Source organism: Pseudodesulfovibrio alkaliphilus (assembly GCF_009729555.1).
Taxonomy (GTDB): Bacteria; Desulfobacterota; Desulfovibrionia; order Desulfovibrionales; family Desulfovibrionaceae; genus Pseudodesulfovibrio; species Pseudodesulfovibrio alkaliphilus.
This window is the reverse complement of the sequence record NZ_WODC01000001.1, coordinates 451393-467248: the sequence shown is the minus strand read 5'-3', so window position 1 is coordinate 467248 and position 15856 is coordinate 451393. Positions and strand designations below refer to the sequence as shown.

At 62.9% G+C, this 15856-nt stretch carries 13 protein-coding genes; all 13 read right to left on the bottom strand.

Features of this window, described 5'->3' with window-relative positions:
* Positions 1 to 34 precede the first annotated feature (34 nt).
* The gene (locus GKC30_RS02265; RefSeq protein ID WP_155932074.1) at positions 35 to 388 is read right to left on the bottom strand and encodes a hypothetical protein; all 354 of its coding nucleotides are present in this window, start codon (positions 386 to 388) and stop codon (positions 35 to 37) included.
* Entirely contained in the window at positions 372 to 686 is a 315-nt protein-coding gene (locus GKC30_RS02260) for a hypothetical protein (protein WP_155932072.1), read from the bottom strand. Before GKC30_RS02260 ends, GKC30_RS02265 begins: the two co-directional genes overlap by 17 nt.
* 258 nt (positions 687 to 944) lie before the next feature.
* Positions 945 to 2357 (bottom strand): sigma-54 dependent transcriptional regulator, encoded by a 1413-nt coding sequence (locus tag GKC30_RS02255; protein WP_155932070.1) that lies wholly within the window; start codon positions 2355 to 2357, stop codon positions 945 to 947.
* Positions 2358 to 2505: 148 nt separating this feature from the next.
* A complete protein-coding gene (gene glgP / locus GKC30_RS02250) occupies positions 2506 to 6747 on the bottom strand; it encodes an alpha-glucan family phosphorylase (RefSeq protein ID WP_155932068.1) in 4242 nt (1413 codons plus the stop codon).
* Between the two features lie 17 nt (positions 6748 to 6764).
* Positions 6765 to 7964 carry a glycoside hydrolase family 57 protein gene (locus GKC30_RS02245; protein WP_155932066.1) on the bottom strand — a complete coding sequence of 400 codons (1200 nt, stop codon included), beginning with the start codon at positions 7962 to 7964 and terminating at the stop codon, positions 6765 to 6767.
* Complete coding sequence (locus tag GKC30_RS02240) at positions 7961 to 9247, bottom strand: glycosyltransferase family 4 protein (RefSeq protein WP_155932064.1); 1287 nt, start codon at positions 9245 to 9247, stop codon at positions 7961 to 7963. Before GKC30_RS02240 ends, GKC30_RS02245 begins: the two co-directional genes overlap by 4 nt.
* 2 nt (positions 9248 to 9249) lie before the next feature.
* Entirely contained in the window at positions 9250 to 11202 is a 1953-nt protein-coding gene (locus tag GKC30_RS02235) for an amylo-alpha-1,6-glucosidase (RefSeq protein ID WP_155932062.1), read from the bottom strand.
* Positions 11203 to 11540: 338 nt separating this feature from the next.
* Positions 11541 to 12437: a YitT family protein gene (locus GKC30_RS02230; RefSeq protein WP_155932374.1), complete on the bottom strand. Its 897-nt coding sequence runs from the start codon at positions 12435 to 12437 to the stop codon at positions 11541 to 11543.
* 179 nt (positions 12438 to 12616) lie between these two features.
* A complete protein-coding gene (locus GKC30_RS02225) occupies positions 12617 to 13684 on the bottom strand; it encodes an acyltransferase family protein (RefSeq protein WP_155932060.1) in 1068 nt (355 codons plus the stop codon).
* 80 nt (positions 13685 to 13764) lie between these two features.
* A complete protein-coding gene (locus GKC30_RS02220) occupies positions 13765 to 14415 on the bottom strand; it encodes an SET domain-containing protein (RefSeq protein ID WP_367613927.1) in 651 nt (216 codons plus the stop codon).
* A 64-nt stretch (positions 14416 to 14479) separates the two neighbouring features.
* Positions 14480 to 14752, bottom strand: a complete 273-nt coding sequence (locus GKC30_RS02215) for a hypothetical protein (RefSeq protein ID WP_367613926.1) — start codon at positions 14750 to 14752, stop codon at positions 14480 to 14482.
* Between the two features lie 23 nt (positions 14753 to 14775).
* A complete protein-coding gene (locus GKC30_RS02210) occupies positions 14776 to 15351 on the bottom strand; it encodes a GNAT family N-acetyltransferase (RefSeq protein ID WP_231116996.1) in 576 nt (191 codons plus the stop codon).
* Positions 15352 to 15427: 76 nt separating this feature from the next.
* On the bottom strand, positions 15428 to 15703 hold the full coding sequence (locus tag GKC30_RS02205) for a hypothetical protein (RefSeq protein ID WP_155932056.1): 276 nt from the start codon (positions 15701 to 15703) through the stop codon (positions 15428 to 15430).
* Positions 15704 to 15856: the final 153 nt, after the last annotated feature.

The following is a 15856-nucleotide window of genomic DNA, read 5'->3' as shown; positions in this document are numbered from 1 at the left end:
GTCATGTCCTCTTGGGTGAAATGGTATGGCTTGGTCAGCCGTTGCGGTCGTTCTCTGGCTTTGGGCGGCGGTTGCCGGGAGAGGCTGCCCCCTCGTCGAGGACGGTCATTTCCTGAACCTTGATGGCGGGCATCTCGTCTACCAGCAGATACTGGCCGAACACTTCCACGAGCATCCCTTCCAGGCGGACATCCTCCATGTCGATGAGCAGGAAGAGCCTGACACCGTCATCGAGAAACACGCCGTCATCCATGACGACCACGATGCCCTCCACCGTGATGTCCGCCTCAATTTCCATCATCTCCGCTTCGCCCCGGGCCGCGCTTGGTCCCGCGGCAAGAACCAGGGCCAGGAGCAGGGGGGCAAGAAGCTTACAGAATCTTTCCATTCGTCGTCCCTCTGGTTTCCGGGCCGTTTGCGTCGCTGTCGGCGACGGGTTTGTATCCTTCCACGGTCATGGTCTCCCCCTCCCCGTCGCGGGCAACGGTCCCGGTGAGTCTGACCCGTCTGCGCAGCAGCACGAGCAGTCCCGGATGGCTCTCAAGATTGCCGATGACGATTTCCCGCTCGCCCTCGCATGCCAGGGAAACACTGGTGACGCTGAAGTTGTCGTCCCAGCCGTGCGGAATGAGAACGCCCACGGCGATCTCATGTCCTGGCGCAGATGTGCGTGTGCGGTCTCCCATGTCTGCTCCTTGAGTCCATCACGATCGGCAGGGCAAAGCATATTTGGGGCCAGTCGTGTATAATCTTGAAATAATAGGGAATAGATAGGATTGTCAGGGGGAAGAAAAAGGGAACTGCGAGTTCCCCCTTTTGTCGCCGGGCGTGTGCGTGGTGTCCGCGGCAGTGGTCGGTGCCGGGCTTTGCTGCCCAATATCCTGAATTTGTGGGGGTTTTAGGAAAGGAGAATCGTCGGTTCCGAAACAGGGTGCAGTGAAGCGTCAGTTCCCTTTTTTTGTCGGGGAGCGGAAATCGCGGCGGTGCAACCCGTGGCGGGCCATGAGTTTATGGAGCTGGCGCGGGGTGATGCCCGCCCATTGGGCGGCGTTCTTGATTTTGCCGTGGGTGGACTCAAGCAGCTCGGTCAGATAGGCGCGTTCAAAGGCGTCCACCACATTCTGCCTCGCCCGGCCCAGGGGGATGGAGATGTCGGTGCGGCTCCCGGCGCTTTGGAGACAGTGGCCGAAGAGGTCCTGCGGAATGCTCGACGGGGTGATCAGTTCGCCTTGCTCCAGGATGCAGGCACGCTCGATGAGGTTTTCCAGCTCGCGCACATTGCCGGGCCATGAGTAGCGCTGGAAGGCGTCCAGTGTCTTGGGGTGCAGCCCCTTGATGTTCTTTCCGAGCTGGCCGTTGAAGTGCTGGATGAACACCTCGGCAAAGGAGAAAATATCGCTCCTGCGCTCGCGAAGCGGCGGGATTTCGATGGGAAAGACGTTGAGCCGGTAGTAGAGGTCCTTGCGAAAGAACCCCTTTTCGCACATGTCGCGCAGGGAGTCGTTGGTGGCTGCGATGATCCGCACGTCCACCGGGATGTCCCGGTCGCTGCCCACGCGTTGGATGGTTTTGTCCTGAAGAACGCTTAAGAGCTTGACCTGCATGGAGGGCGAGATGGTCCCCACCTCGTCGAGGAACAGGGTGCCGCCCTCGGCCAGACCGAATTTTCCGATCTTGCGCTTGGCCGCGCCAGTGAAGGCGCCCTTTTCGTGGCCGAAAAGCTCGCTTTCGATGAGGGTGTCCGGGATGGCCCCGCAGTGGACGCTGACAAAAGGGGCGTCGCGCCGAACGCTGTGGGAGTGGATGAGCTTGGCGATGAGGCTTTTGCCCGTGCCTGTCTCGCCTGTGAGCAGCACCGTGGTCCTGGTCCCGGCCATCTGGCGGACCTTGGCAAAGGCTTCGCGCATGGCCGGGCTGTTGGTCCTGACCACGCGCAGGGCCTCCTCGTTCCAGAACTGATCCCTGAGGTAGTCCAGCTCGCTGGTCAGGATGAGGGTCTTGTCCAGCCGCTCGAGAACCATCTGCACCTCGGCCGGGTTGACCGGATAGGTCAGGTAGTCCGAGGCGCCTTCCTTGACCGCGTCCACGGCGCGGCGGATTTCCTCCTGATGGACGAGGATGACGATCTCCACGTCCTGGTGGCCCTGCCAGACCGCGCTGATGCCGTCTCGGTGCGAAGCGCTGCCCTCGGTCAGCAGACCGTAGTCCACGAAGAGCACATCGACCGGACGGGCGGCCAGGGCCGAGCGCAGGGCGGCCATGTCCCGGAAGGTCTCACCCTCGCCGTCGGGTGCGAGGATCGCCTCCAGAGCGTCATGGGCCGCGGTGTCCGGTGTGGCGATCATGTACTTGCGCATGGTTGCTCCTCGTGAACGCTGTAATCCCAGGAGGATCGACTGGCAAGGGGAATTGCGCCTCGGCGTACAAAGGCCCGGACGCGTCTCCCTGCGGGGGAGGGCGTCCGGGCCGGACGTGGTCAGCCTGTCGGCGCGTGGCGCCGGGGAATCAGCTCCACCGGACCAGACGGGTTTCGTACTTGGTGCCAAGTCCCGGATGCACCGGGATGACCCGTACCCCGTAGCGGCAGGTGCCCGACGATGCGGGTGTGTATTCCACCTTGAAGACCAGGGTGTTTCCTTCGGTGTGCTTGAGCTTGAGCGGTACGCAGTCTATCACTGCGTCCTCGGAGGGGTTTGCCACCAACATCTCCACCAGCATCTCCTCCTGGAGCAGCTGGCCCTTGTCCACCTTGGCGGTGATGCGCAGGGTGTTGCCGAGCATGAAGACATCGCCGTGAATACCTTCCACCCGGATCTCCTTGATGTTGACCGTGGAGAAGCGGCCGGGAATGCGCCGATGCCACGCGCCAACGTCTTTGGCCAGGGCGTGGTCGTTCTTGTTGCGTCGCGCAGCCAGGGCCAGGGCGGGCAGGTACATGCCGCTGATGTAGTCGCGGACCATGCGGTGGGTGCCGTACTGGGCCAGGGCGGTTTTCATGGATTCCTTCATCCGCCTGATCCAGGCGTGGGGCACGCCGTCGTCGCCCCGGTCGTAGAACTCGGGTACCACCTCGGTTTCCAGCACGGCGTAGAGGTTGTCCGCGTCCACGATATCCTGGTTGACCTGGGTTTCGTAGACCAGTCCCTGGCCCACGGCCCAGCCGTTGGCGGCGTTGTAGGCCTCGTCCCACCAGCCGTCGAGGATGCTGCAATTGGGCACGCCGTTGAGAGCGGCCTTCATGCCGCTGGTGCCGCTGGCTTCCATCAGCCGGGTGGGGGTGTTGAGCCACACGTCCGAGCCGGAAACCAGCAGGCGGGCCAGCCTGATGTCGTAGCTTTCGAGGAAGATGACCCGGCCAAGGAAGTCGTCCTGCTTGGCCAGACGGCAGATGAGGTTGATGAAGCTTGCGCCGATGGTGTCTGCCGGGTGCGCCTTGCCCGCGAAGATGATATTGACCGGGCGGCTGGGGTCGTTGAATATCTGCTTGATCTTGTTCAGGTTGTGGAAGAGCAGCGTGGGCCGCTTGTAGGCCGTGAAACGCCGGGCGAAGCACAGGGTCAGGTGTCCGGGGTCAAGGGTTTCGAGGAAGCTGTGCAGACGGTTGGGCGGCTCGCCCTCGCGTGCCCACTGGCTGGAGATGGAGCGGCGTATCTCCTCGTAGAGCCGGTGCTTGAGGGCGACATGGGTGTCCCACAGGCGGCGGTCGTCGATGGCGTCGATGACGTTCCAGTCAATGTCGTCCATGAGTGTCTTGTGAACCGAGATGTTGCAACTCTCCTCCATGTCGCGGCGGACCCTCTCGTCAAGCCATGTGGTAATGTGAACCCCGTTGGTGATGTGCCCCACCGGCACTTCGCCGAGCAGGAAGCCTCGCCACAGGTCCATCCACATGCGCCGCGAGACCTCGCCGTGGAGCTTGCTGACGCCGTTTCGCAGGTAGGAAAGCTGGAGGGCGAGCACAGTCATGTTCAGGTGGTCGGCCTCCTCGGCGTACATGTGCCCCAGATTCCACAGGGCGTCCCAGGGCACGTCCATCTCGGCCGCATAGCCCCGGAAATAGTTCTCCACCAGCGAGCGTTCGAATCGTTCGTTGCCCGCGGGCACCGGGGTGTGCATGGTGAAGACCGTGGAGCCGCGCACTATCTCCTTGGCCGTGGAGAAATCAACTCCCTCGAGGCGCATGAGCTGGCGCACGCGCTCGAAGAGCAGGAAGGCCGAGTGGCCCTCGTTGAGGTGGTAGATGGACGGGGCGATCTCCAGGGTCTGGAACATCCGCACTCCGCCCACGCCCAGCACGATCTCCTGCTCGATGCGTCCCTTGGACGAGGGTTCGTAGAGCTTGGCCGCGATATCGCGGTCGGTGCGCGAGTTCTCGGGCACATCGGTGTCGAGCAGATAGAGCTTGGCCCGGCCCACGCGCACCTCCCATATCTGGGCGAAGACCGTGCGGCCCGGCAGGTCCACTGTGACCATGATCCGGTCCGAGTCGCCGCGTTGCAGCGGATTGACGGGCATGGAGGCGAAGTTGTTCTCGTGATATTCGACCACCTGGTCGCCGTTGCCGTTGATGCGCTGGTGGAAGTAGCCGTTCTTGTAGAGCAGCGAAACGCCGATGAAGGGCAGGTTGAGGTCGCTGGCCGCCTTGATGTGGTCTCCGGCCAGCAGGCCGAGGCCGCCGGAGTAGATGGGTATGGACTCGTGCAGCCCGAACTCCATGGAGAAGTAGGAAATGGGATTGTTCCAGGTGATGCCGCCGTGGTCCGCCTTGCCGCTCTCGGCCATGTAGGCGTCGAAGCGGCGGAGGATTTCGGCGACGCGGGCCATGAAGGCAGCATCGTTGGCGATGGCGGCGATGCGCTCGGGGTCGATGGTGTCCAGAAACTGGACCGGGTTGTGGGCGCACTGGGCCCATCGCTGGCTGTCGATGGTCTCGAAAAGCTCCTGGGCGTCGCGGTGCCAGACCCACCAGAGATTGGCGGCCAGATCGCGCAGCCGGGCCAGGCTCGGCGGCAGGTCGGTGATCACGGAGAAGGATTTGAGCCTGGGTTGGGTGGTGTTGACGCCAGTGAAACTGAAGAGCCTGCCTGGGGCCACGGCCATGCGCTGCACGCCGGCCACCCGTTCGGTGCGGATGTCGCCCGCCATCTTGTAGGCTTCGAGATAGTGCGGGTAGAAGTTTTTCCAGGTGACTTCCTCGGCGATGCGCCGGGCTTCGCCTCGCCGGAACGCCCGCTCCTCGGACGACCAGCGGGTGAAGTCGGACAGGAGCTTGGCCAGTTTGCCCACCGCGGTGCGGTAGTTGTCCTTGAGCCGATCGAGGACCATGACTCCGGGATGGCCGCCAGGGTGGCGCTCCATGACCCACTGGCCGAATCCGGCCCTGTCGGCCGTGATGGTGGGCACGAAAAAGGCCGCGCTTTCCATGGGCGTGTAGCCCCACGGCTCGTAGAAAGAGGGGAACACGGTCAGGTCCATGCCTGCAAGGGCGTCGTAGTACTCAAGGTTGAGGATGCCGTCGTTGCCGTCGAGGTAGACCGGGATGAAGATCACGCAGCAGCGGTTTTCCGGCGCGTTGTCCAGGCCGGTCTCGCGGCATTTGACCACAATGGCGTCGCGGTCGGTGTCGCCCAGGTGGTGGGTGGCGATGCCGCCGTATTTTTCGATGCTGTAGTGCTCGTCCTTGAGCCGTCTGCGGGCCTCCTCGCTGAAGCCTGCATAGCCGCAGGTGACGAGCAGGAAGGCGACCACGGTGATGTCCGACTCGCTTCCGGCCAGCTCCTCGTCCACCTTGGCCAGGCTTTCGATGAGCAGATCGATGCCCTTGTTGTGGAATTCGTAGCGGCCGCTGGTGGCCACCAGCAGGGTTTTGTCGGGCTTGAGATCGCGCTCCAGGAAGCGGGAGGCGAGGTCCACCAGTTGGGCGCGGGCGCCGCGCCGCGCCTTTTCCACGGCAGCGGGTCTGGCGAAGCCTTCGAGGTTGAATCCGTTATAGGTGGTCACGGCAGGGTTGGTGCCCAGCAGGTTGGATGCCTCGCGCCGGGTGATGTCGGAAACGGTGGTGAAGCAGTCGGCCTCGCGTGCGCTGACGGATTCCATGGAGTGCTTGGCCAGCACCCCGATGGCCTTGGCCTCCTGGGACGGCTCGATCTCCTCAAGACGTTCGTAGATGTCCACGCCCGAGCCGGACATGGCCCGGCCGAGCATGGTGGCATGGGTGGTCAGCAGGGTGGCCACATCCGGGGCCTGCTTCTTGAGATGGAGCACCCCGGCCCCGGACATCCACTCGTGGAAGTGGGCGTAGACATCGGTTTCGTCGCCCAGCTCGTCGCTGATTTCCTTGATGATCATGGCCGAGACGGTGCTGAAGATGACCGGCTCGATATAGTCCCAGCCGCCGGTCATGGAGTCCACGCCGAAGTCGCTCCAGAGTTGGAAGAGGAGCTTGTCGTGACTCGGGAAGACCCCCTGGAATCCGGCGAGCAGAGCCCATGGGTTGCCCGGAATGTCCCAGCGGCCGACCTGGACGGGAATATTCTGCTGTGCAAGGCGTTCCAGGGCGGGCAGAAACTCCTCGGGCGGATCGCAGGGCTCGAATCCCGGGTTCCGGTCGAGCAGGGGGCCGATGGCCACATAGTGGCCGTCAAAGGCGGCCACGGCCTCTGCGGCCTTGCTGCTGATGACGGTGTGGATGCCGCCGACCTTGTTGCATACTTCCCACGATACTTCAAAGAGCCAGCTGGATTTCATCGGGCACACTCCTGGTGTCACTTGTTGCCGAGTTTGCTGTCCACGGTCAAAGTCAGGTCGTTAAGTACGTTCATGTAGGTGATGAACGCCTGATGCGGCGTTTCATAGGGGTTGAAGTATTTGTGCACGTCGCCGTCCGAGAACCATTTGGTGCACATGTAGTAGAAATGGTCGCTGGTGAGCAGCTCGCGCCATGTGGCGATGAGATCGTCGTCGCCCGTGGCCAGCACCCTGTCCTCCAGGGCGTAGGCCAGCTCCGCCGCCTGATCCTGCATGGGGTTGCCGAGCCAGGCGGTCACATCGCGCTCCAGATCGGCCCAGGAGGTGAAGTGAGGCACGTCGAGCTGGGCCATGGGGTCGTGTCTGGCCGCAGCCTCGGCCGGGGTCTCGAAGGCGAAATCCGGGTGCGCCAGCACGGCCCTGGGCAGGGCGCGGAAGAATTCGAAGATGCCGGTGTCCGCCCACTGGTGCTCGCCGATGGTCTCGTAGTCCATGAACAGGTTGAGCACCTCGCCGTTGCCGGCCACGGCATGAACCCATTCAGCGAATCTGTTCGCATCCACGGGCCATTCGCTCCAGGCCTGGTTGGAAAAGCGGAAGGCAATGTCGTCCGAGAGGCGGTAGTTCTTGAGCAGTGCCTTGAGCTTGCAGCACCCGTCGGGTTGGTAGACGTAGTTGGGGGAGCGCCACCCCAGCACATGGTCCGCACCCTCGGCCAGGACGCAACGGTAGCCCATCTTTTCTATCTCCTGGGCCAGGGCGTTGCTGTAGATCAGCTCGGTGTTGCGGAATGTCACGGGCTTGACCCCGAAGAACTCCCTGAGCACCCGCTCGTGCATCCTGACCTGGCGTCTGAATTCATCCCTTGAGAAGAGAAAGGACAGGGAGTGGTAGTGGGTCTCGCCGATGAACTCCACGCAGCCCGTGTCGGCCAGCTCGCGGAAGGATTCGAGCACCTCGGGGCAGAATTCCTGGAACTGCTCCATGGCCACGCCGGTTATGGCATAGGAAATGCGGAACGCTCCCTTGAATTCGTTGATCAGGTCGAGCATCAGCCGGTTGGCGGGCAGGTAGCACTTGTCGGCCACCTTGCGCAGGATTTCCCGGTTGGCGGCCTCGTCTCGGTAGTCGTGGCTCACGCCGATGTCGAAGAAGGAGTAGTTCTGGTTGAGCCGCATGGGCTGATGCACCTGGAAGTAGAGGCAGACGGAGATCATCGCGCACCTCCGGCGAGTTCCCGATAGACGTTGAGGACATGCTCGGCCGCGATCTCCCACTTGATCTTCTTGAGGGTCTCGGCACCTTGTGCGGCAAGCTTGGCTGCCCGCTCCTCGTTGCCGAGGATGTCGACGATCTCGGCGGCCAGGCGGTCCACGTCCCAGAAGTCCACCTTGACGGCGCTGTCGAGGATCTCGGCCACGCCAGACTGCTTGGAAACGATGGCGGGCACGTTGTAGACCATGGCCTCGAGCGGGGTGATGCCGAAGGGCTCGGACACGCTGGGCATGACATACAGATCGCTCATGGCGTAGATGCGTTCCACATCCGCCCCGCGCACGAAGCCGAGGAAGTGGAAGCGATGGGCCATGCGCAGTTCGGCCATGCGTTCCACCATGCGCGGGAACATGTCTCCTGTTCCGGCCATGACAAAGCGCACGTCCGGGTTTTGCTCCAGCACCTTTGCCGCTGCCTCCACAAAGTAATCCGGCCCCTTCTGGAAAGTGATGCGCCCAAGGAAGAGGACGATCTTTTCCTTGAGGGGTTTTGCAAGGCGCATCTGTCCGAAACGCCGCTCCTTGGACACGGCGTTGTGGACCACGGTGATCTTGGCCGGGTCGATGGAGTAGCGGTTGACGATGGTGTCCCGGGTATAGTGGCTCACGGCGATGATCCTGTCCGCGGCCTCGAATCCGGCCCGTTCGATGTCGTAGACCTTCTGGTTGACGTGATCGCCGCTGCGGTCGAACTCCAGGGCGTGGGCGTGGACCACCAGGGGCTTGCCCGAGACGCGTCTGGCCTCGATGCCCGCGGGGGCGGTCATCCAGTCGTGGGCGTGGATCACGTCGAACCGCTCCGAGGCGGCGAGATGCGCGGCCACCACGCTGTAGCGTACGATCTCGGCCATGAGGTTTTCGCCGTAGCCGCCCGCAAAGTCGTTCTCTATCTCCCCCAGAATGTCGCGGGCGGAGACGAACTCGTCGCGCTCGATGAGGCTTTTGTATTCCTTTTCGGTCAGATAGGGGCGCAATGGCGAGAGCACTTCGAGCACCTTGACCCGCTCGCGCAGGGCCAGGATCTCGGAGACGCCTATCCTGGCACGGACGCGGTTGGCGCCCAGCAGGGTCAGGTGGCCGCCGGATTCGCCGGATTCGAGCTTGGGCAGCACGAAGACGATGTCCGTGCCGAGCCCGGCAAGCCCCTTGCTCAGGCCGAGGCAGGCGGTGCCTAGGCCGCCGGAAATATATGGGGGAAATTCCCACCCGAACATGAGTACACGCATGATCAGTTCCTCAACAGCTTGTTCAGCCGGATGGCCTCGGCCACGCTCCACGCCTGGGCGATGCAGCCCCTGGGTTGGTGCGGGGGGTTGCCCGTGTAGATTTCGGGCACCGAGGCGATGCCGAAATTGTCGGGAAACTCGCGCAAGATGGGCTTGAAATAGGTGCGCAGGAATGCCTTGGCTCCGGCCTTGTCCTCGGCCTGTCGCAGCAGGGCCTCGCCGAAGTGTCCTGCCAGCCAGGGCCAGACCATGCCCTGGTGGTAGGCCGAATCCCGCGAGTCGGCGTCGCCCCGGTAAAAGGGCGAGTAGGCCGGGTTCCGGGGCGAGAGGGTGCGCAGACCGCAGGGGGTCAGCAGATGCGCCTGGACCTTGCTGATGACTGCGCGCATGTGGGCCACATCAAGCAGGCTGTGTGGCAGGGACACGGCAAATATCTGGTTGGGGCGGACGGCATGGTCCCGGCGCTCCCCGTTGACCACGTCGCAGAGGCAGCGCTCCTCGGCGCTCCAGAATCGGTCGATGAAGCTCGCTTCAAGCCGGGCTGCGGCCTCGCGGGCTCGGGATGCCAGGGCGTCGTCGCCGCCAGCCAGTTCAAGGAAGAAGCGCAGCGCGTTATACCACAGGGCGTTGATCTCGACCGGAGCCCCGTGGCGCGGCGTGACCGGCCTGCCGTAGGCCTGGGCGTCCATCCATGTGAGCTGGGTGGTCTCATTGCCGGCATACAGCAGCCCGTCGTCGGCCAGGCCGCACAGGGGCACCCGGCCGTCCAGGTGGGCGGCCACGATGCTCCGCAGGGCAGGATAGACATGCCGCATCACAAAGGCCCGGCTGCCTCCGGTCTTGAGGTATTCCTGCACGGTCCAGAAGAACCACAGGGAGGCGTCCACCGAGTTGTAGGCCAGGTGCTCGGATTTCTGGTCCAGGTAGTTGGGCAGCAGCCCGTCGCGCTCAAGTCCGGCGTAGGCGGCCAGCACCTCTTCGCCGAATTCCCTGCGCCCGGCGTGGAAGGTCAGCCCGGGCAGGGCGATCATGGTGTCGCGGCCCCACTCGCCGAACCAGTGGTAGCCCGCAATGACCGAGGCGAAGCCAGAGGCGTTGCGGACCAGGAACTGATCTCCGAAATACTTGAGCCAGTGAACGCTTCTGGAGCGGTCCCCGGACGCGGCGAAAAGCGCCTCGCGCCGGGCGGTTTCGGCCTTGCGACGGCGTTCCAGGTTTCCCAGGGGAGTTGTCGAGGCCGCAAAAATGACCGGCTTGCCCCGCGTGAGCCGCGTCTCGAACATGCCGGGGCAGAAGAGGTCCTCCTGGTAGTCGAAGCCTCGGTCACGCTCAATGAGATATTCGACGTTGCGCGTCCATTTGGGGCCGGGGAAGAACTCCGAGGCGCGGTTGGTACCCATGTGCAGGGGAGGCATGCCCTCGTAGGGCTCTATGACGCACCCGTTCTTTTTCACAAAGCACTTGGGTTGCAGGAACATGTTCTCTTTTGTCAGGGCATGGATGTCCCGGTAGGCGAGCAGGGGACGGACGCGCATAACCGGGCTGACCTTGCCCTCTAGGAGTTCATAGCACAGCAGCACGGTGTTTTCCCCGTGCAGGGTCATGACGCTCTCCCTGATGCGTACGTCGCCGATGCGGTAGGTGACGGCAGGGAAGAGCCCCTGCTCGAAGCAGTCCACGAACTGGTGTCCGGTGGGGTGGTAGACCCCTGGATGCTTGTTGGTGGCCAGCACGAATTCCCGGTCGTGGCTGACCAGCGAGGTCTCCGCCTTGGAGAGCAGGACGTAACGACCCCTCGGTTTGGCCAGCGCGGCCACGAGCAGGCCGTGGTACTTGCGCGTGTGGCAGTTGATGACCGTGCTCGACGCATACCCGCCGATACCGTTGGTATCGAGCCATTCCCGGCGCGTCGCCGTTTCGGTGTTGACGCATATGTCCCTGGAAATTCTTATCATGCTGACCGCCAGTCAGGTTTTGTGCCTTGGTTGTCCGCTGATCCCCGCGCAAAAGGCACTTGTCCCATCTTTGATTTAGATAAGAAATGGCTGCGACTGGCAAGAGAAAACGTGGAGCGCCATGGTATTTTTTCACGACCGCCTCACGGATCGGCTGATCTGATGTTGGCAGCCGGGATTGTTTTGGCTGTCGATTGGTGCCGGATAAGGCGTTTGCGACCGTTCTTTGGGGGCGCATTTGGTCGGAGAGTCTGTTTTTGTGGGCGATGGGCAGGGATAGTGGCGGATGTCGGTAGCGATTGGCGGCCGTCTTGGTCGCCGAAGCCGTTTTTCTCGGGTCAGTATATTTTTCTTCGGGAAAAGCTTGACCCAAGAACCGAGAAGGTATTCTCCACGATGAACAGGGCGTTGTCGTCGTGGCTGAAGGTGATCTCCTCGAGCTTCTTGAGCTGGACGTTGTTGACCACGGTCATGAGCACGTTTTTTTCCTCGCGGGAGTATGCTCCGAAGCCGCGCAGAAAGGTCGCGCTCTGGCGCAGGGAGTTGAGGATGTCGCGGCTGATGGCATCGGCGTGGTTGGAGATGATGAAAACCACCTTGCGCTGGTTGAACATGGACAGGGTGTTGTCCACCACCACGGCGGTGATGAAGACCAGGATGAGGGAGGCGATGATCAGGTCGAGCGGCAGCCGGAACAGGCTCAAGCTGAACAGAACCGCGTTGAAGACGAGGTAGACCTTGCCGATGCCGATGTTGAAGCGCTGGAAAAGGTAGACCGCGATAACGTCCAGCCCGCCGTTGGAACCAAGCGAGCGCAGGACCACGCCCGCGCCGAATCCGACGATGACGCCGCAGGCCACACTGGCATAGAGCTGGTTCTCCACATGGATGGGGATGGTCACCAGCTCGTAGAACAGGGTTGTGGTCACGGTGGCGTAGGCGCTGTACCAGAAAAAGCGGCGGCTGACCTTGACCCAGGCAAAGATGAAGAGTGGGATGTTGAGCAGCAGGTATATCCAGCCCGGGCTCAGGGGGCCGGTGACGTAGAAGATCAGGCTTGCCAGCCCGAAGAGTCCGCCGGGGATGAACTCGTGCGGCACGGCCAGGCTTTTCATGCCCACGGCCACGAGCAGGGTGCCCAGGGTGATGAGCAGCGCGTTCCACCACAGAGAGTAGGAGAACTCCATTCGAAACGACGGCCCCTTGCCGAGCCGTGATTTGGCCGTGTTGGACATGGTGAACATTCCGCCCTGAAACGCTGTGGTCCTGCTCGTTCGCTGCCGGTAATCGTCAAAGGGCCGATGCGACTTCATGCGGCCCCCATTGGGGCATACCTTTTTCAGGGGGGTCGATCAAGGGTGATCGTCGGGTGGGCTTCGGCGCTGTCGGGCCCGGATGCCTACGGGCAGCCTTGCTACCGCGCCGGGGTGGCGGACGATGCGTCCTGGCCGAGACCGTCCGGGGCAGGGCCGCGCAGCCGGCGTTTGAGGTGGGCAAGCCCCGGTTCGAACAGGGTGTGGACCATCAGGGCGGCGGACAGGGAGATCAGGAGGATCTCCCACCCTTCGGGCGCTTCGGCCGCGGCCTCGAACACGGCGACCGCGCTGTAGTGGAAGAGGTAGAAGGGGTAGCTCAGTTTGCCGATGAAGCGATCAAACCAGAATCGGCCAAAGCTGCGGAAGACGAAGGGCATGGCCGCCATGACCGCGGCGGGCATGAGATAGGGCTTGGCCGGTTCGGGCGTCCATCCGGCCAGGAGAAGGGTCGCGACAAGGGCGGCGAAGGCCGCGTAGTCTGTCAATTGCGGCGTGGCGGGCAGCCTCTTGCGGAGCCTGTACGCCAGGATGCCTCCCGCAAAGGTCCACAGCTCAAGGGGGAAGAACCGCTTGAAGAAAAGGACGTTTTCCGGTCCGGCCAGCGGCACGGCCAGCCGCAGGGCCAGGCTTGCGCAGGCCAGGCCGACCAGGGTGCGCGATCGCAGGCGGACCATGAGCGGCGCCATGGCATAGAACATGATTTCAAGGGACAGGGACCAGCCCTGGATGAGCGGGGCGTTTCGCCAGATGGAGTCCCGTGCCGCCGGAATGAACTGGAGCCCGCCTTCCGGGGCGTGGGAGAGACAGAAGAGCAGCTCCTGGCCCAGGATGCCCAGCGTCGTCCAGGTCATGACCAGGAAGCCCGCCGGATCGGACATCAGCCGTGAAAGCTCCGCCTTGGAGGTCATGGGGTGGATGTCAAAGGACACGAGCAGACCGACGGCCACGGCCACGGCCAGGACATAGGGCGGGTAGATGGTCAGGAACCGGGAGAGGTAGAACCGTCCGGGCGAGGCGTAGCGGGTGTCCAGGATGAGGGCCATGTAGAAGCCCGAGATGGCGAAGAAGGCGAGCACCGCTTCGTGTCCCCGGACCATGGGCAGCCCGGATACAGTGAAGTGGGAGTTGAGCACCGCGATGGCGAGCAGCAGGCGGATCAGTCCCATGGGCGTTGCCTCCCGTGATCAGGCGCCGGTTCCCCCGGCAGCCCGGAATAGCCGGGTCGCCCGCCGGAAGGCGCATGGCGCTATCCCCGAAGGCCCACGGCTTCCGGGAGCGGCCCATCTGCGCAGGCGTGGCTTACGATGTCGCTTCGGCGGCACTTGAGGGCCAGCACAGAGGTGTAGGGTTCCTCGCCGCAGAGGTAGGCGCGGAGCCTGCGCCGGGCGTCGGGGTCCATGAATTCCATCAGGGGCTGGTGGACATCGGTGATCTTGTCCAAGGCCGCGATGATCTGCATGTCCCACACGCCATGATAGCGCTCTATGTCGTCCGGTCGCAACGCTTTTCGGCAATTGGGGCAGCCGCAGGCCAGGGGGATCTCCTCCTCGATGTTGAAGAGGCCGTATTCGTCGCTGATCTCCTCGCCTTTCCAGATGTTGCGGATGGCTACCTCGAACCCGTAGCCCGTGCTCATGGTGTTGCAGTCGCAGCGGTGGTTGACGTATTTGGCGTGGTCCCAGCTGAGGATGCGTACCCCGTTCTCGTCCATGTAGGAGTATTTGCCTGCAATGGCCCTGTGGCATTCGTCCAGGGCATTGAAATCCTTGTCGGAAAGTTCGATCTCCAGACGGTCCTTGACGTAGACGATAGTTCCGCGGGGGATGTCTGCAGTGGCGAAAACGCCGTAGCCGATTTGCGCGTTGACGAAGCGGACTTCTGTGTTCGGGTGGATCACGGTATTGTCTCGTTTGATGATGCGGTTGCGGGCGGTGCACCTTGGCCGGGTTGGCGGGACGGCGTCACCAGTTGTCGTCGTCCCCGTATGACCAGTCGTCGTCAAGGGTGAAGTCGCGCACCCTGATGAGCAGTTCGTCGCCTTCTTCGGTGACGGCGCCCTGGGCCGTGACCCACTTGTCCATGTGGTCCATGAGTTTCAGGCCGTTTTTGTCGGGCTCCACGAGGAACTCCTCCTCGCCGTCCACCAGGATCATGAGCCCGGACTCGTCGTCGTCCTCCCGTTCCACGGGCAGGATCTGCCCGTAGATGGTGTCGTCGTAAAAATCTGCTGCCACGTCGATTGGTCTCCCTGTGTCGTTTACTGGGGCTGGCGTTCCGGCGCTTCAGATGTGAAATCCTTGCGATAGACCAGTCCGCCTTCTTTGGGGATGAATTGCCGGAGGAACCTGTCTTCCCTGTCGTAGCCGTTGGCTTCGTAGAAGGAGTGCGCGGCCTCAAAGGCTCGAGCGCTTTCCGTTTCGAGCAGGATGCGTCTGCCGCCCCTGGCCGCCACCTGGCGCTCCATCTCGGCGAGCATGGCCGAGCCAATGCCCTGGCGCTGGAGCCTTGGTGTCACAGATATGCCGATGAGCTCGAAGCTGTCGGGCCAGTGGGCGAGGGCGCCGTAGCAGAGAAAACCGGCCAGGGAGTCGCCGCCTGTGTCGTTGGTCCTGGCCTGGATGAAGCGGCAGGCGTCGCTCTCGCCCTGGTAGGCGCAATCCCAGACCATGCTCTCGGCGGTACTCAGTTCATCGTCGTTGAACATGCCGCAGGCGGCTGCCATGTCGAGCAGGGATTCCACATCCTCGGGGGCTACGCCGGTCAAGATGCGTACTTCGCACTCGACCGCCTGCCCGGTATCCTGATCAATGCTTTGGTTGTCCATGGTGGTCATGCCGTCCGGGCGGCGCTTGGGTTGAAAAGATCGGCGGGCGTCATCCGTCCGGCCGTGTCCGTCAGGGGCGGCATGACTATCGGTACTCCGTGGTTTCCACGGGGGTGAAACTCTCCACATGGATGGTTTCCACGTTGCCCACGCGCCGCACTGTCCCGGTGACAAAGGCCCGGGTCCGGGCCAGCGAGACCAGACCCGGAAAGTTGTCCAGGTTGGCCACTTGAACGTCCCGCTCGGCCTCGCAGGCGATGAGCACCTCGGTCACGCGGAACTGCTCGTCCCACTGCATGGGCACGATGAATCCGCTGATGGTTTCCCTGTGCGCGGATGGGGCGTCGGCGTGGCGCTGCATGATCTCCTCGGGGGCCGTGACGGACCCCGGCTCCAAAGCAGACACCGTGCCACAACATCAATATTTTGAAATTATTGATTAAAGATGCTTGCGGGAGCGGAGCGAAAGGGAACTGCGGGTTCCTGTTTGCTCTGGCGATGGCCGCTGTCACGG

What these genes read in the sequence shown, in the direction of transcription:
- GKC30_RS02265 (WP_155932074.1), bottom strand. Translation starts at nt 388, where the DNA reads ATGGAAAGATTCTGTAAGCTTCTTGCCCCCCTGCTCCTGGCCCTGGTT.
- GKC30_RS02260 (WP_155932072.1), bottom strand. Translation starts at nt 686, where the DNA reads ATGGGAGACCGCACACGCACATCTGCGCCAGGACATGAGATCGCCGTG.
- GKC30_RS02255 (WP_155932070.1), bottom strand. Translation starts at nt 2,357, where the DNA reads ATGCGCAAGTACATGATCGCCACACCGGACACCGCGGCCCATGACGCT.
- glgP (WP_155932068.1), bottom strand. Translation starts at nt 6,747, where the DNA reads ATGAAATCCAGCTGGCTCTTTGAAGTATCGTGGGAAGTATGCAACAAG.
- GKC30_RS02245 (WP_155932066.1), bottom strand. Translation starts at nt 7,964, where the DNA reads ATGATCTCCGTCTGCCTCTACTTCCAGGTGCATCAGCCCATGCGGCTC.
- GKC30_RS02240 (WP_155932064.1), bottom strand. Translation starts at nt 9,247, where the DNA reads ATGCGTGTACTCATGTTCGGGTGGGAATTTCCCCCATATATTTCCGGC.
- GKC30_RS02235 (WP_155932062.1), bottom strand. Translation starts at nt 11,202, where the DNA reads ATGATAAGAATTTCCAGGGACATATGCGTCAACACCGAAACGGCGACG.
- GKC30_RS02230 (WP_155932374.1), bottom strand. Translation starts at nt 12,437, where the DNA reads ATGTCCAACACGGCCAAATCACGGCTCGGCAAGGGGCCGTCGTTTCGA.
- GKC30_RS02225 (WP_155932060.1), bottom strand. Translation starts at nt 13,684, where the DNA reads ATGGGACTGATCCGCCTGCTGCTCGCCATCGCGGTGCTCAACTCCCAC.
- GKC30_RS02210 (WP_231116996.1), bottom strand. Translation starts at nt 15,351, where the DNA reads ATGACCACCATGGACAACCAAAGCATTGATCAGGATACCGGGCAGGCG.
- GKC30_RS02205 (WP_155932056.1), bottom strand. Translation starts at nt 15,703, where the DNA reads ATGCAGCGCCACGCCGACGCCCCATCCGCGCACAGGGAAACCATCAGC.